Origin of the sequence: Parasphingorhabdus sp., assembly GCF_965233695.1 — a bacterium.
GTDB lineage: Bacteria > Pseudomonadota > Alphaproteobacteria > Sphingomonadales > Sphingomonadaceae > Parasphingorhabdus.
Map to the genome: position 1 here is coordinate 2,438,520 of NZ_OZ247497.1, position 20,877 is coordinate 2,459,396.

The 20,877-nt window shown below is 51.8% G+C and carries 19 protein-coding genes and 1 tRNA gene; 10 read left to right on the forward strand and 10 right to left on the reverse strand.

Features of this window, described 5'->3' with window-relative positions; translation table 11 throughout:
- Positions 1-180: 180 nt before the first annotated feature.
- The 4 genes from ACO6S1_RS11640 to ACO6S1_RS11655 are packed head-to-tail and all read right to left on the reverse strand — an operon-like array spanning position 181 to position 5,637.
- Positions 181-3,270, reverse strand: a complete 3,090-nt coding sequence (locus ACO6S1_RS11640) for an efflux RND transporter permease subunit (protein WP_422342865.1) — start codon at positions 3,268-3,270, stop codon at positions 181-183.
- A 4-nt stretch (positions 3,271-3,274) separates the two neighbouring features.
- Positions 3,275-4,393: an efflux RND transporter periplasmic adaptor subunit gene (locus ACO6S1_RS11645; protein WP_422342866.1), complete on the reverse strand. Its 1,119-nt coding sequence runs from the start codon at positions 4,391-4,393 to the stop codon at positions 3,275-3,277.
- The gene (locus ACO6S1_RS11650) at positions 4,394-4,795 is read right to left on the reverse strand and encodes a hotdog fold thioesterase (RefSeq protein WP_422342867.1); all 402 of its coding nucleotides are present in this window, start codon (positions 4,793-4,795) and stop codon (positions 4,394-4,396) included.
- A complete protein-coding gene (locus ACO6S1_RS11655; protein WP_422342868.1) occupies positions 4,792-5,637 on the reverse strand; it encodes an alpha/beta fold hydrolase in 846 nt (281 codons plus the stop codon). The genes ACO6S1_RS11650 and ACO6S1_RS11655 overlap by 4 nt, the downstream gene beginning before the upstream one ends.
- Before the next feature lie 115 nt (positions 5,638-5,752).
- On the opposite strand from ACO6S1_RS11655, the gene ACO6S1_RS11660 reads away from it, so the two are divergent.
- Positions 5,753-6,226 carry a MarR family winged helix-turn-helix transcriptional regulator gene (locus tag ACO6S1_RS11660; RefSeq protein WP_422342869.1) on the forward strand — a complete coding sequence of 158 codons (474 nt, stop codon included), beginning with the start codon at positions 5,753-5,755 and terminating at the stop codon, positions 6,224-6,226.
- Between the two features lie 175 nt (positions 6,227-6,401).
- On the opposite strand, the gene ACO6S1_RS11665 is transcribed toward ACO6S1_RS11660, so the two are convergent.
- The 4 genes from ACO6S1_RS11665 to ACO6S1_RS11680 are packed head-to-tail and all read right to left on the reverse strand — an operon-like array spanning position 6,402 to position 9,522.
- Positions 6,402-7,244 carry an acyl-CoA thioesterase domain-containing protein gene (locus tag ACO6S1_RS11665; RefSeq protein ID WP_422342870.1) on the reverse strand — a complete coding sequence of 281 codons (843 nt, stop codon included), beginning with the start codon at positions 7,242-7,244 and terminating at the stop codon, positions 6,402-6,404.
- Between the two features lie 53 nt (positions 7,245-7,297).
- Positions 7,298-7,915, reverse strand: coding sequence for a GMC family oxidoreductase (locus ACO6S1_RS11670; RefSeq protein ID WP_422342871.1), 618 nt, complete (start codon positions 7,913-7,915; stop codon positions 7,298-7,300).
- Between the two features lie 10 nt (positions 7,916-7,925).
- Positions 7,926-8,249 (reverse strand): 2Fe-2S iron-sulfur cluster-binding protein, encoded by a 324-nt coding sequence (locus tag ACO6S1_RS11675; protein WP_089132075.1) that lies wholly within the window; start codon positions 8,247-8,249, stop codon positions 7,926-7,928.
- A gap of 16 nt (positions 8,250-8,265) precedes the next feature.
- Positions 8,266-9,522 carry a cytochrome P450 gene (locus tag ACO6S1_RS11680; protein ID WP_422342872.1) on the reverse strand — a complete coding sequence of 419 codons (1,257 nt, stop codon included), beginning with the start codon at positions 9,520-9,522 and terminating at the stop codon, positions 8,266-8,268.
- Positions 9,523-9,689: 167 nt separating this feature from the next.
- Here ACO6S1_RS11680 and ACO6S1_RS11685 point away from each other — a divergent pair, with 167 nt between their 5' ends.
- The 3 genes from ACO6S1_RS11685 to ACO6S1_RS11695 all read left to right on the forward strand — a co-directional run bounded on the left by ACO6S1_RS11685 (position 9,690) and on the right by ACO6S1_RS11695 (position 12,781).
- Positions 9,690-10,301: a TetR/AcrR family transcriptional regulator gene (locus tag ACO6S1_RS11685; RefSeq protein WP_422342873.1), complete on the forward strand. Its 612-nt coding sequence runs from the start codon at positions 9,690-9,692 to the stop codon at positions 10,299-10,301.
- 559 nt (positions 10,302-10,860) lie between these two features.
- Positions 10,861-12,108 carry a cytochrome P450 gene (locus tag ACO6S1_RS11690; protein ID WP_422342874.1) on the forward strand — a complete coding sequence of 416 codons (1,248 nt, stop codon included), beginning with the start codon at positions 10,861-10,863 and terminating at the stop codon, positions 12,106-12,108.
- Between the two features lies 1 nt (position 12,109).
- A complete protein-coding gene (locus ACO6S1_RS11695; protein ID WP_422342875.1) occupies positions 12,110-12,781 on the forward strand; it encodes a TetR/AcrR family transcriptional regulator in 672 nt (223 codons plus the stop codon).
- 632 nt (positions 12,782-13,413) lie between these two features.
- On the opposite strand, the gene ACO6S1_RS11700 is transcribed toward ACO6S1_RS11695, so the two are convergent.
- Positions 13,414-13,692, reverse strand: a complete 279-nt coding sequence (locus ACO6S1_RS11700; RefSeq protein ID WP_422342876.1) for a metal-sensitive transcriptional regulator — start codon at positions 13,690-13,692, stop codon at positions 13,414-13,416.
- Between the two features lie 84 nt (positions 13,693-13,776).
- Between ACO6S1_RS11700 and ACO6S1_RS11705 the strand changes: the two genes are divergently transcribed.
- Genes ACO6S1_RS11705 through ACO6S1_RS11715 form a run of 3 tightly spaced genes read left to right on the forward strand, consistent with a single transcriptional unit; the run spans position 13,777 to position 16,917 of the window.
- Entirely contained in the window at positions 13,777-15,585 is a 1,809-nt protein-coding gene (locus tag ACO6S1_RS11705) for a copper resistance system multicopper oxidase (RefSeq protein WP_422346183.1), read from the forward strand.
- Positions 15,582-16,433, forward strand: coding sequence for a copper resistance protein B (locus ACO6S1_RS11710; protein ID WP_422342877.1), 852 nt, complete (start codon positions 15,582-15,584; stop codon positions 16,431-16,433). The genes ACO6S1_RS11705 and ACO6S1_RS11710 overlap by 4 nt, the downstream gene beginning before the upstream one ends.
- A gap of 4 nt (positions 16,434-16,437) precedes the next feature.
- Complete coding sequence (locus ACO6S1_RS11715) at positions 16,438-16,917, forward strand: DUF4396 domain-containing protein (RefSeq protein WP_422342878.1); 480 nt, start codon at positions 16,438-16,440, stop codon at positions 16,915-16,917.
- Positions 16,918-17,548: 631 nt separating this feature from the next.
- Here the strand turns inward: ACO6S1_RS11715 and ACO6S1_RS11720 are convergent.
- Positions 17,549-17,625, reverse strand: a tRNA-Pro gene (locus ACO6S1_RS11720).
- Between the two features lie 288 nt (positions 17,626-17,913).
- On the opposite strand from ACO6S1_RS11720, the gene yajC reads away from it, so the two are divergent.
- From yajC to secF, 3 genes are read left to right on the forward strand one after another with little or no spacing between them, the layout of a single operon-like run.
- Positions 17,914-18,243: a preprotein translocase subunit YajC gene (yajC, locus tag ACO6S1_RS11725; RefSeq protein ID WP_422342879.1), complete on the forward strand. Its 330-nt coding sequence runs from the start codon at positions 17,914-17,916 to the stop codon at positions 18,241-18,243.
- A gap of 28 nt (positions 18,244-18,271) precedes the next feature.
- The gene (secD, locus tag ACO6S1_RS11730) at positions 18,272-19,876 is read left to right on the forward strand and encodes a protein translocase subunit SecD (RefSeq protein WP_422342880.1); all 1,605 of its coding nucleotides are present in this window, start codon (positions 18,272-18,274) and stop codon (positions 19,874-19,876) included.
- 12 nt (positions 19,877-19,888) lie between these two features.
- Positions 19,889-20,872, forward strand: a complete 984-nt coding sequence (gene secF / locus ACO6S1_RS11735; RefSeq protein WP_422342881.1) for a protein translocase subunit SecF — start codon at positions 19,889-19,891, stop codon at positions 20,870-20,872.
- The last annotated feature ends 5 nt before the right edge of the window (positions 20,873-20,877 follow it).

Here is a 20,877-nt window from a genome sequence, read left to right on the forward strand (position 1 = left end):
GCGGCGGCTTCCATATGGGACTGCAATAAATGGCTCAAACCGATGAAAAGGATTCGATTGGTTTGGATTGGCTGATTGTGGAGCGCCAACTATGACACCGATCACGTGTGTTGCAGCGGCATCTGCAAAAGGTGACGTTGACAATGTGATAAGACAATTTGACTAAGCCCGAGGGGCCCTTCAAAATCCTCCCGATAGCTTTGCGCGTACGCGAGTTTTGAACCGAGCATAGTCATCGGGCAAAGCATATGCAGCAGGCACTACCAACAATGTCAAAAAGGTCGATGTCGCTAATCCGCCCATAATGATAAAGCCCATGGCATTGCGCCATTCGGCTCCATCCGACTGAGCAAAGGCGACAGGCATCATTCCGAAAATTGCTGCCAGAGCCGTCATTAACACTGGCCGGAGCCGTTCGGGTGCGGCTTTTTGCATGGCCTCCGCTGCGACCATACCTCCCCGTCGATATTCATTGGCAAGGTCCACCAGAAGAATCCCGTTTTTCATCACGATCCCCATCAGGGCAATCATTCCGATTTGGGCGAACATGCTCAATTCCTGGTTCGAAAGCCAAAGTGCGATAAAAGCCCCGGAAAAAGAAAGGGGAGCCGTAAGCATGATCAGGACAGGTTGTCCGAAGCTGTTAAATTGGCTGGCAAGGACAATGTATAGGGTCACAAAAGCAAGCGCGAATGCCAGCAATATGGCAGAAGTTGTGTCTGCCAGCCTCCGCGCCATACCCTCCATTTTGGTCGACATTCCTTCAGGTGGGGGATTGTTGATCAGGATTTCTTCAACCTGACCGACAGCGACGCTCAATGCTACGCCGGGCGGCGTGTTTGCCATGACTGTAATTTGCCTCGCTCGGTCCACGCGATCAATCTGAGCTGGGCTGTCGGCAACTTCAATATCTGCAACTGCCGCAAGATCGACCAAACTACCACTTCCTGATCGAACCGGAAGCCGGGCAATGTCGTTCAAAGTTTGCCGTTTATCTTCATCCACTCGCACTCTCACATCATAGCGTCTGCCGTCGGCTTCAAATGTTCCCGCATCACTCCCGCCAATTAAAGTTCGCGATGCTGCTGCGACGTCCCGTGCCGTCACCCCTAAATCTGCGGCCCGATTGCGGTCTAATCTGATCTGCAATTCCGGCCTGCCGCCTTCATAAGTAGAGGCGACATCCACCAATTCTGGGGTAGCGCGCATTTCCTCCGCGATGATATTTGCATATTCGTTGATCGTCGTAAGGTCGGAGCCAGAAATTATAAGCTCTATCTGAGCCGATCCCACACCGGCACCGGAAACCCATGGAACTTCTACAACCGAAATATCCGTGGCTTCTGGCAGCGTCTTTGCAAGGACCTCACGCGCTTGGTCCATGATGGCACCCTGCTCGACTGATCGACCCTGTTTGGGACTGAGATCAAAATAGAAATCGAGCAAGTTGGTTTTCTGATTGGTTCCTGCCCCTATGGTTACAAAAACATATTCTACATCTTCAATTTTGCGCAATGCCTGGTCGGCAAGCAACGATGCCTCTTTAGCAGTTTCAATCCCCGTTCCCAAAGGTAGTTCAACACTTGCGAGGAACTCTGACCTATCTGTGAGTGGCATGAATGTGGCAGGAACCATACCTGCAAAAAGACCTCCGATCAAAAGGCTTATGATTGCTCCCAAAAAAACGAGATATCGTCTCCTGATCGACCAACCTACAAGCTGCTCGTATCGCATCCGCATGATCTCGTGGAAGATTTCAATTTTTCCCAGCCAGCCTGTTTTCTCTTTTTCCGATTTCAGGAATCGAGACGCAAGCATGGGCGACAGGGTAAGCGCCACCAGCAATGAGACGCTAACCGAAAATACTATCGCCAAGCCATATTGAAAAAAGAAACGTCCGACTATCCCTTCCATAAAGGCAATAGGCACAAACACTGCCAACGTGGCAAATGTCCCGGCAAGCACCGCCAATGCGACCCGCTTGGTTGCTTTTGGTGCGGCCTCCATTGGATCAGCGCCTTCATCGACATCGCTTTGCACGGCTTCAACAACGACGATAGCGTCATCAACAAGCAATCCAATCGCGACCGTCAAGGCCAATAATGTCATGAAATTAAGCGTAAAATCGAAGGCGGCAAAGGCAGCGAACGTGGCAATAACGGAAGTCGGGATGGCCAGCATAACGATAAAAGTTGCCCGCCAGCTGAGCAGAAAAAAGAATGTGACAAAAACAACCAATACCACCGCGATCATCAGATCAAACAAAACATCACCAATGGCCGATTCGATGAATCTCGCTGTTTCTCTCGTGACAACAATTTCAACCCCGCTCGGCAGCTGGTCCTTGATCTGCTCGATTTCCGCTTTGATTGCTCTGGTCATTGCAACGGTATTGCTTCCAGATTGCTTGCGAACCTCAAGCACAACCCCGGGGCGACCATTTAATTGGGCATAGCTGGTTTCATCCTCGACCGAGTCTTCCACGCGACCGATATCGCGGACCCGTGTGACCTGTCCGTTGGGCCGATATGCTACCGCGAGATTGCCAAATTCCGAGGCTGTATTGGCTTCCGCCAATGTTCTGGTCCCATATTGCTTGCTGCGACCATCAATCTCAAGGCGGCCGCCCGGCAACTCGGCATTTTCGTTTCTCAAGGCGGCTACGACATTATCCGTGCTAATAGCGCTTGCCCGCATTTTTGCCGGATCAAGCCAGACCCGCATTTCTCTCTCGCGCCCACCTACAATGGAGATAGAACCTACGCCGCGAATACGCTGAAGCCTCTCTTTAACGACCTCATCGGCAAAGACCGTGAGTTCTCGGACCGGCGCATCTCCTGCGATAAGCAGCGACAGTATCGGCGCTGCGTCCGGATCAAGCTTTTCGACAATAGGCGCGTCCGATTCTTCCGGCAAATTGCTTAATATGCTGGCCACCCGGTCCCTGACATCCTGGGCCTTGACGTCGGCATCTTCCGACAACTCAAACTCCAACACGACCTGACTGACGCCTTCGGCGCTGACTGAACGCATTTGCCGAATGCCAGAAACGCTGTTGACCTCTTCCTCGATAACGTCGGTGATTTCAGTCTCGATCGTATCTGGAGACGCGCCGGGCAAAGTCGTTGTTACCGAAACATAAGGGAATTCGATTTTGGGGAACAGATCAACACCCAGTCTCCCGAAACTCAACAGACCCAGAACGACTAGCGAAGCAATCACCATTGTCGCAAAAACGGGACGCCGGATCGAGACATCAGAAATCCACATCAGCTTACCGTGCAGGCTTTCTTTGCTTGCGCTCTACTTTTTGCCCATCGCGCAAAGTGGATGGTGGGTTTTGGATGATTTTTTCGCCGGTCCGGACGCCCTGGGTGACCTTGACCCGTTCGAAATCTATGCTTTCGACCTTTACATCCCTTCGGCGTGCGATGCCTTTCTCAAACAAGAATATATATGCAGCAGCGCTGTCGCCTTTAACTGTTGATCTAGGCAGAATAATCACGTCTTCTGGAGGCGTTTCGATTAGTGCGCGCGCTCCAAGTCCGCTACTGATCCGATAGTCAGGATTTCTTATCGGCAATCGCAATTCGACCGTCCGGGATTCCGGGTCAACCCGGTCATTGATGATGAACACAAAGCTGTCGAAAGGCTCATCAAAGCCATCAATATAAACTTTTGCCTTCTGGTTGAGCTTGAAATCATCAACCCGGGCCTGCGGAGCACTGACGATTGCTGCCACTATTTCTAATTCCTGTAGTTGCAAGGCTGCAGATTGTTCACCCATCGAAAAGCGATTGTTGAGATAGGACCCCTCATCGACCAATCTGGCTGTAACGACGCCGTTATATGGAGCGCGGGCAACAGTATCGCGCAGCGCCTGTTTGGCCGTGGCCAGTAGCGATTGCGATTGAGATACTTGTGCTCTGGCGACGGCTAAGTCCGTTTCGACCTGTTCGACTTGCGCTTTTGACACGAAGCCTCTCGGGGCAAGCGCAATTACGCGGTCATATTGGCGCTGGGCCTGTATAGCCTGTGCTTCCGTTAAACGCAGCGCTGCGGATGCTTCTGCAACACGTCTTTTATAATCTGCTTGCCTGATCTGGAAAAGCGCTTGGCCCTTTTTGACCCTATCGCCGACGGTCACAAACATAGTTTCAAGCGGTCCTTCCACGAGAGCGCCGATTGCGCTGCTCTGCTTGGCCGCAATCGTTCCAAAAACCTCGACAGGATCGGCCAAAGGTTCGGACTTCGCTATCAGAAAGTCTACTTCGAATGCGGCGCTTGTTTGAATGTCATCATCATTGGCATTCGCAGTATCGTCGTTCGCACAGCCCGAAACCAAGCCCAGCATGGCTACAGACAAGAGAAATATGATATTTTTGACACCCATTTACGTGCTCAAATATGTCCCGCGCCCGCTGGCTACCAAGCGATCATCATCATCTAAAATGCGGGTGTCTGCGGTGCTTATGGTTTTTCCTAGCTTCACGACCTGCCCAATTGCACGAAGCGGGCCGTTGGTGGCTGCCCGATGATAATCTACCCTCAGATCCACGGTCGCCCTGGCAATACCCCCTGCAGCAATAATCGCATAAAGCCCGGTTAAATCGATCAGAGACGCCAATATGCCGCCGTGCACGGCTCCAATCACGGGATTAGATACGAGTTCGTCCCGCCACGGCATTTCCAGTTCCAGTTGATCGTTGTTTTGCTGAACAATTTTCAGACCCAACCAGCGATGGAAAGGCGCAATCTGCATTACGTCAGCAAGATTTTCCGTATCATATTTCATGCTGCGGCACCGCGATTGTGGGTCGCATTCAAAAAGGAGATTATCGCCGAACAAAACGCATCATTGCGGTCACCGACGACCATATGGCTAGCATCCGCAATGTCGGTTAAAAGCGCGCTAGGAACCAGCGTTTGGAAATGGGCCACAGCTTCTTCAGAGACCATGTCGCTGGAACCTCCGCGTATGAGATGAACCGGCAGTGTCAACCTGGCAGCCGCAGCGCTTAACCTGTCGAAACCATTCTCTTTTGCTTCGGCAGCGTTGTCCCGAGCGTGCGTCACATGGTGAATAAAATTGGGGTCCCAATGCCAATAATATCGCCCGTTTTCCCGTTTGCGTAAATATCGATCAAGCTTGCCTGTGCCGGTGCGTTTCTCTCGCTGTGGCATATACTCGGCGATAATTTTGGCAGCTTCTTCTGGGGAGGAAAATCCATCTGTCATGTGGGCCTGCATGAACCCGACCACTCTCGATACTCCGACGGCTTCCATCTTCGGCGCGATATCAACCAAGGTGAGTGACCTAAAACTTGCAGGGGCAAGCTCACCGGCAGCAATCATACCCGCGATTCCGCCCAGTGACGCTCCGACTAACGCTGGAGGATTTTCAAGCTGCTTGGAAATAGCGATTAGATCACGCGCAAAATCGCGCATATCGTAAGCGCCATCTGATGCCCATTCACTGTCCCCATGGCCACGCATATCGATGGCCGTCGCGCGGTAGCCAGCGTTGGCGAGTTCATCCAGTACCTTCGCCCAGGCATGACGGGTTTGCCCGCCGCCATGCGCAAGCATTACCGGAAAGCCGGTTTTTTGCCCAGTCGTGCTTGCCTTAATCTTCAAGCCGTTGTGGCCCGTAAAGGTGCTCTCTTCATGATCCATACCGATTTTATAGGCTGTATAGTGATAGACAGTAAAGAGCTTTATATTATATTGAATTTACGATATGGTCACTATCATGACAACCGAAACAGCTACAATGAGTGCCAACGCGCAAGACGGGTTCCTTAATGAGACCGATGAGTTTGCGTTTTTGCTGGAGGAAGTACCCCGAGTTCTGCGCAAGGCATTTGATGAATCGATTGCCCAGTTCGGCCTGTCCCGCACACAGTGGAGAACATTGGCCTATCTAATCAAGACCGAGGGAATGACGCAAACAGAGCTGGCAAATTGCCTTGAGCTGGAACGGGCTACGATCGGATTGACGATTGATCATCTCGAAAAACTGGAATTTGTCGAACGTCGGTCCGCAGAAGGTGACCGGCGTGTCTGGCGAATATTCCTGCGTCCAAAGGCGATCGATATTATTCCGGAACTTCGGAAAGAAGCTAACGCTGTTTATAAGAAGATGTTCAAAGGCGTTTCCAACGCAGACGTGGCCATCATACGAAACGCGATGGAAAAAATGGTCGGGAATCTAAGGGTGTGCTGAACACCTCCAATCCCAAAATCTAACTGATTCTGATCCTTCTCTCCCGTTGGATCAGTCGGAGCGAGTGGTGGGGGCCATTCGCTCCATTTTTTTGCAGTCCTGGCCAAATAATTTAATAATTATCGGACGGCGAATTATACCGTTGATACCTGCCGGGACACCAATCAAATATGCGCTAGCGCACAAAGGTTGCAATGGCTGTGGCTAGTGGTTTCTCTGGTTCATGGAAACAGGTGGCGCGGACAAAGCTCGCGGCTTTGCCTTCACGTTCAAAACAGCTGTTCGTGAATAGATCGCGCGAACCTATGGCTGGACGCACATAACGAATGTCAATTGACTCTAGCTGCTGGCCGATCGAACTTTGACCGCCTGCCACACGGCCCTGGCATGCAGACATCAGCGCAGCGGCAACGGCGCCGCCATGGACAATATTTCCGCTCTCCCAGCCCAAAACGGCCCGGTTTCCTGCAGCAATTTGTGGCGAGCCTGGTGCGCCCGATAAGCCCAAACTGGTGCTCATCGGTCCGGGCATTGCTTGAGGATCGAAATCACCGACCAAATTATAGTCGGCCGGAGCACCCCCCGGAAAGCTCCCCAAACGAAACAGGCCTGTTGCTGTTCCGACGATATCTTGGGACGAGTTGGTTACACTGCCTGTTACAGTGGCAGATGCTTTACCAACCATCACCGCTTCGGCGGTCAACGTCAATTCATCTCCCATCGAAGATCCTGATAAAAGTCCGATCCGCAAATCAAAAGTTGAAATCCCGATTTCTGTCCCAATCAAACCTTGCAACGATTGGGACAATCCTTGGTCCATAAAGCCCAAGAGTGCTAGCGGATCAAGGTTTGGATTTCCCGGAGCTTTGGCAATCCGCCTATTGGCTTTCATTCGACTGATCGAACGCCCGCTGCTGCATTCCAGCAATTCCATACCGAGCGTCAATTGGTAAGGGGTTACAAGTCGAACCCGCATTTTCTCACCCGTCTGTTCATCTGGCTTAGATTGCGCAGTCATCCATTTATCTTCCAACAAGGCATACTCAACAAGGCATACTCAAAATTCCTTAGTTACCCGCGCGCTACACTCCAACGCCGGCCATCCTTTTGGTTTACCTGATAACGCCCAACGCCTTCTTGTTCGGCTCCGTTAAAATCGTTTGTTGTTTTGTGTTGTTGTTCCGCTGCAGCCTCGATGAAGAGATCGGTAACGGGGTTGGGTGAACGGTGATCTGCTACGTTAAGCGGTCCCGACACGCCGTGATATTGATCTTCACCGCGTTCATTGCATTCCGACATCTTGAAATAAGGCAGCACATCATCATAGGACCAGCCCGGCGCACTGTCCGCCGCCCAAGCGTCATAATCCTCGGCCTGGCCGCGGATATAGCACATCGCATTGATCGAGCTTGATCCACCAAGCACACGGCCACGCGGCTGATAACCTTTTCGGCCATTGAGTCCCGGCTGCGGAACAGTTTGATAGCCGTAATTATTGATTTTGGTCGGCAACATGGCAGCCATGCCGAGCGGCACGTTGACCAGCATCTGATCGTCATCTCCGCCAGCTTCAATCAAGCAGACCTGTAACGCCGGGTTCGCTGAAAGACGGTTAGCCACTACGCATCCGCCTGAACCTGCCCCAACGATTATATAGTCGAAATTATTTTTCCGGCTGGCCCCGGTCATTGAACGGAAATCAATGCTGCGCGAGAGGCAAGCGAACGATCAGTCCGTCAAGCTCTTCCGTAATCGATATTTGGCAGGCCAGACGGCTATATTCATCGGCTCCTTCCACAAATTCGAGCATATCGCTCTCACTGCCGTCCGAAGCGTGACCGGTTTTTTCAATCCACGCCGCGTCGATATGAACATGGCAGGTGCCGCAAGCTGCACATCCGCCGCAATCGCCATCGATGCCCGGGACTCCGTTGTCTCGGGCTGCCTCCATGACTGATGAATTGGCATTTACATTGACAAGATGGTCGTCACCTTGAGCGGTAATAAACTTTACTAATGGCATTGGTATTCCTTCACTCTTATCGCGCGTGAACGCAGACCATCATTTTGGTGTAACCTCGAACAAAATTCGACTGAACACGTTCGGGCTCACCGATCACTTCAATGCGGTCGAAGCGATTGAGTATTTCCTCCCACAAAATTCGCAGTTGCATTTCGGCAAGCCGATTACCAACGCATCGGTGGATGCCGAACCCGAAGGATAAATGCTGGCGAGGGTTCGGGCGGTCGATGATAAATGAGTCAGGCCGATCAATGACTTCATCATCACGATTTCCCGAAAAATACCACATGACGACTTTGTCACCTTTGCGGATGGTTTTACCGCCAACAACCGAATCTTCCTTTGCTGTACGCCGCATGTGCGCCAAGGGTGTCTGCCAGCGGATAATTTCCGGCACCATGCTTTCAATTAGCGCTGGAGAGGCCCTCAATTTGGCCATCTGGTCCGGGTTCTGATGCAGCGCAAGAACCCCACCCGTCATCGAATTTCGCGTTGTGTCATTGCCGCCCACAATCAGCAGCAGCACGTTGCCGAGATATTCTTCCGGTGTCATGTTTCGGGTCGCCGGGGAATGGGCCAACATTGAAATCAGGTCATTGCCTGGATCCTCGTTTACCCGTTCATTCCAAAGCGTCTGGAAATATTGCGCACATTCCATTAATTCATCTTTGCGCTGCGCCCATGAATCAACGACGCCCCCGCCAGGTGCAGCTGTCGTCACATCCGACCAGCGGGTAAGCTTGCGGCGATCTTCAAAAGGAAAATCAAAGAGAGTGGCCAGCATCTGGGTGGTAATTTCGATCGAGACCCGATCAACCCAGTCAAATTCTTCATCTATTGGCAGGCTATCCAATACGGCCCCGACACGCTCGCGAATGGTGCTTTCCAGAAGAGCAAGGTTACCGGGAGCTACGATGGGGCTGACGGCTTTTCGCTGTTCGTCATGGCGCGGTCGGTCCATCGCAATGAAATTAGGAAGGTCAAGCCCCTCTTCACCACCACCTTTTTGAATATTGTCATCGATGATGATGCCGCCGAAGCCTGCCGCCGACGAAAAGATGTCATGATGGGTATCAACATGCATGATGTCTTTATATTTGGTGATCGACCAATAGGGCCCGTAAGCACTCTCAGCGCAATAGTGGACAGGGTCTTCTTTGCGCAGACGTTCAAAATAGGTGCCAGCCGAATCGTCCTTGAAAAGCGCTGGTGAGCTTACGTCGATTTTATCAAGTGGTATCGCATACGCAGCTTCAGTGCCGGTTCGTGTCATGCTGGCCATCCTCTCTGATGATATATGATTTTTATTGAGTATAGTATCAGTTATAAGTGAGTATAATGTCAACAAGGAAAATCTGTTGCGATTTTTTTTGATGACCGGCACACAAGCGCTCTCGGATTTAAGCGGTGATGCCGGCCATCAATCAGGAGCCTAGTATATTGAAATACAAGCACGAATTGGGGAAAAGGCGCCTGAAGCCGGACGACAGGCGCAAACAATTGACACTCTGCGCGCTCCAAGCCTTTGCGGAGAACGGTGTCGCTCGTGCCACTCATTCTCACGTCGCGAAGCTGGCCGGAGTTGCGATACCAACCGTGCACTCCTATTTTAGATCACGGGAGGATCTGGAGTCAGCGGTGCTCGACGAAGTAGAAAACTACCTGATCAAACTCGTCACTGATTCGCTTGGTGGGAAAAAATCCGTGGAAGAAGCGCTTACGACGCTAGCAACCCGATTTGCCAACGACGCGACCACGAAATCTGATATCATTAAAGTTTGGCTAGACTGGAGCACCGGTGTTCGCGCTGGCGTATGGCCCCGATATCTTACTTTGTTGGACAAGCTACACTCGATTGCTCGACCGGTTTTTTCGCGTGGCAAACGTGAAGGTATACTGAGCGAAAATCTCAATGTGAAAGCAGCGGCCAGATTGTTCATAGGCGGCGGACATACTCTCGCACTAATGCAGTTTGCCAAAGTCCCCAACCGGGATCTAGCGATTTACATGGATCAATTTATACAGAGCTTGATGAACATCGGAAAGCCTTGATCATAGTTTTGGGATGAAGATGGGCGAATTGAACCGGAAATCGCTTCGCGCTCAGCAAGCGTAAGACCTAATCTGGATCGCTTCTACTTTGGTGGATGAATGCCGTCAGTGCGCGACAAAAAGGGACAAATCGATGAGGAAACCGGTCAACCCCGCGACCACTCGAGCTTATCGACTCCCCGCGCTGCCAACGATCCCATATCTCGTACTTCTGAAAGTCGGTAAATATATCCGCTGACTCTGTTTCATCTTCAACGCCCCATCTTCTTTCAAAAGATTAGATTGATATGACGATCAGTTGAAATCACCACGCATTTGTGGGCGTTTGCCTACCCAACTATCTTGGTTGAACGCGGACGGCCGAATAACTTCTCGGACTGGGTAACAGTCACTAGGAAACAGAATTTGGAGCCGAATAAGTATTGAAGCGCACAGCCGTCGCAGTAATCGCGCCCCAAAATTAGGATCAAAGCCGCAGAGCTAGATTGCCAAACTAAAAAAATAGGGTCATAACCCTAAACATGGAGAGTCGCAGCAGCGATTGAGGAGGAGAAAGTAAATGGCAACAACACTGGCACCTGAAAAAACTGTATTTGATCCAATCGACGTTTCGCTGGCTGAACTTTACACAGAGGACCGCTGGCAGGAGCCGTTCCGCAAACTGCGCGCAAATGCACCTATCCAATATGTCCCAGATTCAAAATTCGGTCCCTATTGGTCGGTCTCCACCTACAAGCCTATTGTCCACATCGAGGCGCTGCCGAAAATTTTCTCTTCTTCGTTTGAATATGGCGGTATTTCGATAGCATTTTATCCGGATCGCCTTCTGCCGGACGAGTTTCGCCAGCCGCAATTTATAGCTATGGACCCGCCACAGCATACAGCCCAGCGCCGGACAATTGCTCCAGCCTTTGGCCCCAGCGAGGTCAAGACAATGCAGGACGAAGTGCGCCAACGCACAGCAGAAGTTCTCGATTCTCTTCCCATTGGAGAACCGTTTGACTGGGTTGAGAAGCTATCTATCGAACTGACCACCGGCATGCTGGCCAAGCTGTTCGACTTTCCCTGGGAAGAACGCGACAAGCTGACCTATTGGTCCAACATGCTCGGCGATGTCGAACTGGTCCATCAGGAGGGTGGGATTGCCCGGCGCAATGCCATTGCTATGGAAATGGCTGGGGCCTTCGCCGAACTCTGGCAGCGCAAGGCAGCCGGTGAACCGGGCAAGGATCTGATCTCGGTGATGATGCAATCCGACGCGATGAGCGAGATGAGCCAGGAAGAATTTATTGGCAATCTCATATTGCTGATCGTTGGCGGCAATGACACGACGCGCAATTCGATGAGCGCCTATGCTTATGGTCTAAGCCAGTTCCCGGAAGAACGCGCCAAGCTGGAAGTTGATCCGTCTCTTATCCCCAATGCGGTGAGTGAGCTGATCCGCTGGCAGACACCGCTCTCCCATATGCGCCGGACGGTGATGGAAGACACCGAGTTCGAAGGCGTGCAGATGAAAAAGGGCGACAAAGTTGTGCTCTGGTATATCTCTGCCAATCGCGATGAGAGCGTGTTTGACGATCCCGACAGCATCCGCGTTGATCGCGAAAACGCGCGGCGACACTTGTCCTTTGGCTATGGTATCCACCGCTGCGTTGGCGCGCGGGTTGCTGAGTTGCAACTGCACGTGTTGCTGGAGGAAATGGCTAAGCGACGACTACGGGTGGATGTGCTTGAAGAGCCAGAGCGCGTCCCGGCCTGTTTTGTGCACGGATACAAGAAGATGATGGTCAAGCTGGAGAATTACTGAATTGAAAACCCGCGACCGGATCGTGATGGAGGCGAGGCGGCTATACAACCGAAACGGTTATGGCAATGTTTCCAGTGCGACGCTCGCGTATCATCTCGGCATTTCGGAGGGCAATCTCTGGTATCATTTCAAAGCCAAGCGTGCGATCCTCCGCGCTATCAGCGAGAAGTTCGCGCAGGATATCGAAAAACGCCTGTCGCGCGCGCCGACCGGCGAAGCGGATATCGTTGATGAATATACCGCCCTGTTACAGGCTATTATTGACGAGCTTCACGAATATCGTTTTCTTTACCGCGACCAAGCGGATTACGGCGAGCATGATGAGATCGTGCAGCAGGGCGTGCGCGGCTGGACCGAGCGGACCCATCGGCAGTTTCAAACCTATCTAGCAGGATTTGTCGCGGCCGGCCTGCTCGATTGGCCCAAGGACCGATTGGCCGACCTCGCTATCAACGTGACCATCATCCTGCGCTACGGTCTTGAATATTTCCGTGAGATGGGCGATCCAATTCAGGAGGGCGGCGGCGCTATACGCAATACATTGCTCCGGCATCTGACTTTGTTCGAATATCGCCTGCTGCCAGAAACGGTGCTCCGGCTACGACGGTTCATTGACCGGATGGAAGTTGAGAGTGAAGCGATGGGCAAGACCATTGGAAAAGTTTTGGAATAGCTGCGCTAGCAAAACGGGACCATCACAGCGGTCACAAACTTGATTTGGACTTTTTTGCCTGCTTCTCCATTTCAAATTGAGCTAATATCCGGACGATCGGCGACCGTTTTTCGATTCTGATCGCCAGCCTCCGCATTTCCGTGCTTTCACATAGCCCAGATCTGTTTCTGCGTAAAAGGCCGCTTTGGCCCAACTTTCGCGCCAGCGTTCCAAGGTGGCTTCTTGCCAGCTCGAGGATCATATTGCGATATTCCCATATCCCATCTCCTTTGGCCGGAATGGCCGAAACGTCCCTACACTCGGTTTGTCCAAACGCACACATCCGCGGTGGTTGGTACGTCCGCTTTCAGCAAATTAGGAAATGCACGTGAACGCTCGAAATGAGGGCGCATTGCTGTCATGTCCGCCAGCGCGTTTGAATGTCAGCTTCCGCTAATTAGCATTCCACAAGCGGACAGGCAGCTAGCCACCCAATGTCGGTCGTTGAGCAACGTGTGGCATCTTGCCAAAAGCAGATTGTCAGCTAACCCCATTCATCAGATAAAAGCAGATCTTCTGCTCACGCCCCAAAAGCCGTCGTTCAGATTGGCAGGCGCTAGTATCTGCCAAGCCGCGTAAAAGCAGACATCATATCAACGCTTCACTTTTTCAAAAAGCTCGATCAATTCATCGAACTTTTGTTTCTGCTCTGTCTCATCCCCCGATGATATTGCTTCGGCAACGCAGCAAGCAGCATGGTCCTTCAGTATCTGGCTTTCGACTTTGGCCAGCGCGGATTTCACCGCCTGCATTTGCGTTAGAATATCCATGCAGTAGCGGTCTTGCTCGATCATCCCGGCGATCCCGCGCACTTGGCCTTCGATCCGGTTCAAGCGATTGAGCTTGTCCGCATGTTTCGTCGTTTCTGCCATTTTTCGTCGTCCTTGCCATATACCTACTAGGGGTATATATCGCGGCCCATGGATGAAAGCAAATTCTCTTTAAACCGTCGTCAGATGATCGGCAGTCTGGCAGCACTTTCCGCAACAAGCGGTTTGTCTATGCCAGCTTGGTCTAGAGGCAAAATGAACCATTCCAGCCATGGAGCTTTCAAGCAGGGTTCCGAAGTTTTAACCGGCCCAACGGTGCACTTGAATGTGGGTGAAGGCAGTTTCAGCACATCCGGTCGCTCTGGACATGCTATGGGCCTAAACGGTTCCATCCCCGGTCCTATCATCCGCTTGCAGGAAGGCACGAACGCCAAGCTGATGGTTCACAACATGCTGGACCAAGACAGCAGCGTTCATTGGCACGGGCTTCTCTTGCCCTTCCAGTTTGACGGTGTGCCCGGTTTGAGTTTCCCCGGTATAAAACCCGGCGGCCATTTCCAAGCCGAGTTTGATGTTCGCCAGTCCGGCACATATTGGTATCACAGCCATTCAGGATTGCAGGAACAGATGGGTCACTATGGCCCGATCATCATTGATCCTGAAGGCAAAGACCCGATCGAATATGACCGAGAGCATGTGATCCTGCTTTCAGAATTTACGCCTATGCATCCGCATAAAATCATGAAGAAGTTGAAAGTGGCCGAAGGTTATTTCAACAATAGGCTAAAATCCTCGTCTGATAATTATGACATGAATGCTGAAGAGCGTTTGATGTGGGGCGGTATGCGGATGATGCCGACTGACATCGCCGATGTTTCCGCGCCTACTTATACTTATATGATCAACGGTCATGGAGCAGCGGATGGGCTGGAACTTCCCTATGAACCGGGTGAGCGTGTCCGGCTGCGCTTTATCAACGGCAGCGCGATGACCTTCTTCAATATCCGCATACCGGGACTGCCTCTAACCATTGTGCAGGCAGATGGACAGAATGTTCAACCCACCGAGGTGGATGAGTTTCAGATTGGTATTGCCGAAACTTATGATGTGATTGTTACACCCAAGGCAAACGATGCATTCGCTTTGGTCGCAGAGAGCATGGATCGCTCAGGTATGGCGCAAGCCACTTTGACATCGAGACCGGGACAGCGTGCTAACTTCCCGGAACTACGCGATCCACCGCTGCTTTCCATGGTTGATATGGGACATGGCGGCATGATGGAAGGCGGACATGATGGTCATGGCGGAGGCGGTCATTCCGGGCATGGTGCGGAGGTTGAGAAGCCTGTGGACCATAGTAAGATGGATCACTCAAAAATGGACCATGGTGCAATGGAGGAACCTGAGCCTGCTACAATGGATCATGACATGGGCGGCATGAGGATGCGCGATGTGTCTCGGCTACCGGAAACCGTAGAGGTTGGACCGGGCATTGATATGGTGGCTATGAACCCGCAAGATCGAATGGGCTATCCGGGGCTGGGCTTAGACAATGTTCCGCACCGTGTTCTCAATTACAAGATGCTCAAATCACTGGACATGGATCATGATAAACGGCCACCCGACCGCGAGATGGAACTCCACCTGACTGGTAATATGGAACGCTATATGTGGTCCTTTGACGGTAAGAAATATAGCTCTGTTGGCGATAGCCCGCTCCGTTTTGCCTATAATGAGCGTGTTCGCGTCAAGCTGGTCAATGATACCATGATGGCGCATCCGATCCATTTGCACGGTGTTTTCTTTGAACTGGTCAACGGACAAGGCCATCATCAGCCCAAGAAGCATACCGTGATCGTTCAACCGGGCAGCAGTGCCACTTTTGATGTTACGACTGATGAGCCGGGTGATTGGGCGTTTCACTGTCATCTGCTCTATCACATGCACGCAGGGATGATGCAGACGGTCAGCGTCACCTTTCCAGAGGACGCATGAGGAAGTCCATCCTTATCTTTGCTGCGATTTGTGCGCTTTCTTCGCCTGTGATGGCACAGGAAGACCGTAGCCAGATGGATCATTCTGGCCACGATATGCCGCCGAAATCCAGCGCGCCGCCGGAGAGTACTGGCTCTGGATATCCCAATGCAGCGGATAGTATTTGGGGCAAGGAAGCGATGCGGGCGTCACGTAAGGCTCTCTACAATACACATGGCGGTATGAAGCTGTTCTGGTTTCAAGGAGACCGAGCCGAGTATCGTGCCCGCCAAGGAAATGATGGCTATCTTTGGGATGCGCAAGGATATTATGGCGGTGATAGCAATAAACTCTGGTTCAAGAGCGAAGGCGAAGGCAGCTTTGGTGAAGCGATAGAGCAAGCAGAAGTGCAGGCTCTATGGAGCCATGCGATTGGGCCATTTTTCGATTTTCAAACAGGTATCCGGCAGGACTTTCATGGTCCGGACAGGACGCATCTGGTGGTTGGTGTGCAGGGAGTTGCTCCCTATTTTCTGGAAATAGACATAGCGACATTCCTATCTAACAGGGGTGATCTAACTGCGCGCATTGAAGGCGAATATGATCACCGCGTGACGCAAAAACTAATCTTGCAACCACGTGCTGAAATCAATTTATCTGCGCAGGATATTCCCGGACTGGAAATTGGTTCTGGTATCGATAGCATCGAAGCTGGCCTACGCCTTCGCTATGAGATCACTCCGGAATTTGGACCTTATGTTGGCATCGAACAAGAATGGAAACTGGGCGGAAGTCGTGATTTTGCAATTGCTGATGGCGAAGACCCAAGCGTCACCAACTATGTGGTTGGCGTGAGGTTCTGGTTTTAAGGATATGGATGAGATGAAAGATCAAGTAACGTGTCACACAGAAGGACACTCCGCACATAGCGCTAATCCCTTTGTGACATCCGCCAAGGCAACACTACATTGCCTAACAGGCTGTGTGATCGGAGAGGTCGCGGGACTTATCATCGCAATGGCAATCGGATTGAGCGTCTGGTCGACAATCATATTGGCAACATCACTTGCCTATCTATCTGGCTTCACCCTTGGGTTGCTTCCTGTCATGCGCGATCAAGGAAAAACCTTCATGCAGGCCTTGAAGCTTATCTGGATCGGGGAAGTTGTCTCCATCGGTGTCATGGAAATCGCCATGAATGCGACCGATTACTATATGGGCGGCATGACGGCAGGGAGCTTACTCGCGCCGCAATTTTGGATTGCCATGTTATTAGCTATCCCAGCAGGTTTTATTGCAGCTTGGCCCGTCAATTGGTGGCTGCTGAGCCGGGATTTGAAGGCGTGTCACTGAATTTCTTATGTCCGCTTTTTGGAATTCAGATACCATTTGTTCACCCGATTTTTAATGGCAGCTTACCACCCAGTTTGCGACATAAGGCTGCGCCCTTGTTGAAATAAAAGCAGTCCGGCAGCAACCGCCCAAATTACGGTCGTTAAGGTACATTCTTTCGAGTTGGCGTAGCCGAACCCAAAGAGACCTTTAACACTCCATCTTTCGACTATGTTTCCATCGAAGGGCATCAAGTCATCCGTGTGCCAAATCTTCAACTTCGATGATTGCAGATCAGGCAGAGGATTCAAAAAGCGAATTCAATCTGTCGCTCTTTGATAACGGTGAATCCTGTGTGAATCCTTTGAACATCCATTTATCGCTAACATTTGAACAATGTGATATAAGTTATTGATATAATGGTGAGCCCTGCTGGGTTCGAACCAGCGACCTACTGATTAAAAGTTAGTTTTCTCACAAACAGGTTCTTGTTTGAAAAAGTTCACCGATTTGGTTCGCACTCGAGATTGCAATCCACGATCATCATTTCAAAATTCTAGCATTTCATGAGAACAAAAACAGAAAATCTGCACTTACATTGCACTTACAGCGATGTTATAGAATTTCAGCAATTTGAAAAATGGCTGAAAACTGGTCGGGACGAGAGGATTCGAACCTCCGACCCCCACACCCCCAGTGTGATGCGCTACCAGGCTGCGCTACGTCCCGACCTTCGGCGCGGCATTGCCGACCGAGGACGCGGATATATGGTGGTCGGACGGGCTTGGCAAGCGCTTTACCGAGCATAATTTGCAGCACTTGATCTTGGGGCCGCTCTCTCCCATTTACCAAGCAGCGCCAGGCGCGTCTCTTGATGAATTGCTGCAGTCTTCTATTCGATTGCTTTCATTCGGGGTGCATGATAGGCGCGCGCAGCATTGATGTCCGGCGTTTTGCGCAAGCAATATTGGCGGTCAAAGGGCCTGGAAAACGGGCTGTTTAAATGGGGATATTGAAATGACTTCACTATTGATCACAGCACAGGCAGCTTCCGGCGGAGCCGGCGGTTTCCTGATTTCGATCATGCCGCTGGTACTGATCTTTGCCGTATTCTATTTTCTGCTGATCCGTCCGCAGCAAAAGAAGATGAAAGAGCATCAGGGCAAAATCGCCGCTGTGCAGAAAAATGATGAAGTGGTCACCGGCGGTGGTCTGGTCGGCAAGGCGATGAAAGTCGACGATGAATATGTCGAAGTCGAGATCGCCAAGGGAATCCGCGTGAAAGCGGTTAAGGCTACGTTATCAGACGTCATGCCACGTGGCAGCGGCAAACCGGCTAACGATTAAACCTGTTTAGGGAACGGATAGTTTTACGATGTTAGATTTCCCGCGCTGGAAAGTCATTTCCATATCTTTGCTACTGGCTTTCGGCGTTTTGATGTCGCTTCCCAGCCTGTTTTTTGGCGAAAGCCACAAATATTGGCCAACGTTCCTGCCCGATGAGACGATCAATCTGGGTCTCGATTTGTCCGGCGGTAGCCATATCCTTTTGGAAGCTGATCCTGCGGATGTGGCCGAAACCCGTTTGCAGACGATGGAAGAGTCCGTGCGCGCCGAAATGCGCCGTGCGAACCCGCGGATCAATATTGGCGATATCTCTCGCAAAGATGGCGTTCTGTCCTTCATGGTGCGTGATTCCACGCAGGTGGATGCAGCCCGGGAAGCGCTATTACCGCTTACGACAGGTGCCGGTTTAACCGGCCAGCGGGATTGGGATATCGAAGTACGCGACGATACACGTTTCGTTGTTTCTCCGACATCGGCGGGCCTCGACAATGCCGTTGATAACGCGATGGATACGGCAACGGACGTTATCCGCCGCCGGATTGATGAAATGGGTACACGGGAGCCGACAATTATCCGGCAAGGCGACACCCGGATTGTTGTGCAGGTCCCCGGCCTGGAAGATCCGGAAGCCCTGAAAGAGTTATTGGGTAAAACCGCCAAACTCGAATTCAAGCTAGTTGATTTTGAAGCCGATCCCAATGCTGTGGCTGAAGGACGGCCGCCGGTTGGTAGCCAGATATTTCCATATCCCGACAACCCGGCTGGTTTACCCAATATTGCGGTGAAGCGTCTCGGCGGTATTTCAGGTGACAAGCTGACCGACGCTGGTCAGGGCTTTGATCAGGAAACCAATGCCCCCGTTGTCAACATTACCTTCGACACAGAAGGCGGGGCAAAATTTGCGCGCCTGACCCAGAATAATGTCGGTCGCCCCTTCGCCATCATATTGGACGGCGTCGTTCTGTCTGCGCCCAATATCAACGAGCCCATTTTGGGCGGTTCCGCTCAGATTTCCGGTAACTTCACCGTGGAGGGTGCCAACCAGCTTTCGATCGCCTTGCGGTCTGGCGCGCTGCCGGTCGAACTGCAGGTCGTCGAAGAACGCACCGTCGGGCCCGACCTTGGCGCGGATTCCATCCGCAAGGGTATGATCGCCGCCATTATCGGCACGGCCGCTGTGCTGGCCTTCATGGTCGTGACTTATGGGCGTTTCGGTTTTTATGCGAACTTCGCGCTGACGCTGAACCTTTTCCTTATCCTCGGGGTCATGGCGATATTCAACGCGACACTGACGCTGCCGGGTATTGCCGGTTTCATTTTGACGGTCGGTTCGGCGGTGGATGCCAACGTACTGATTAACGAGCGAATACGCGAGGAAAGGCGGCGCGGCAGACGTGTCGTCCAGGCGGTGGAAGTGGGCTATAAAGAAGCCTCGCGCGCTATTTTCGATGCGAATATTACCAACGTCATCGCAGGCTTGCTTTTGTTTATCTTTGGTTCCGGTCCGGTTCGCGGCTTTGCCGTGGTCCTGATTATCGGGATTGTCACATCGGTCTTTACCGCTGTTGTGGTGACGCGGATGCTGGCTGCACTATGGTTGCGCCGGACCCGCCCGCAAGAGCTGGTTATATAGGAGGGAATGGTCATGAAACTTCTCAAACTTGTTCCCGACGACACCAATATCGCTTTCCTGAAGTGGCGGAATATTGCGATGGCTATCAGCATATTGATGATCATTGGTTCGATGGCGCTTGTTGCGCAGCGTGGCTTAAATTTCGGCGTTGATTTTGTGGGCGGTCAGATGATCCGCACGACCTTCACCCAAACCGCGGATGCGCCGATCACCGAATTGCGCGAAAAAGTTGGCGCGCTGGGCTATGGAGAGCCAACCATTCAACGTTTCGGCGAACCGAATGAGGTATCGATCCGCATGAAGCTGCCCGACGGAGCTGACCAAGCGCCAGAGCTGGCGAACGCGATGGCGGATGAAATTACGCTGATGTTAAAGGCCGATTATCCCGATGTCCGCATTGATGGCGTGGATTCCGTCTCTGGCAAGGTTTCGGAGGAATTGTTATCCAAGGGTATCTGGTCCCTTGTGGGTGCGATGATCGCGATTTCGCTCTACATCTGGATACGATTCGAGTGGCAATTCGGAGCCGGAGCTTTGTTTGCCCTGTTCCACGATGTCGCATTGACCTTCGGGTTTTTCGCGCTGACGCAGCTGGAGTTTAACCTCAATATCGTCGCAGCCTTGCTAACCATTATCGGTTACTCGCTGAATGATACGATTGTCGTTTATGACCGGATCAGGGAAAATCTGAAGAAATATCGCAAGATGGATATTGTTGCGCTGCTTGACCTGTCCGTCAATGAAACGCTGTCGCGTACGGTGATGACCAGCTTGACCATGCTCATTGCCTTGATTGCCTTGATGGTCTGGGGACCCGATGTTATTTTCGGTTTCTCCGCTGCGATGTTCCTCGGCGTTTTCATCGGTACCTATTCCTCTGTCTATATGGCCGCGCCGATATTGATCTGGCTGAAAGTCGGTCCGGACAGTTTCGTGCCGCCAGCGACGGCAGGCGACAGAGCGGAAAAAATCGGTGGGCCCGAGGAAATCGGCTGATTGTT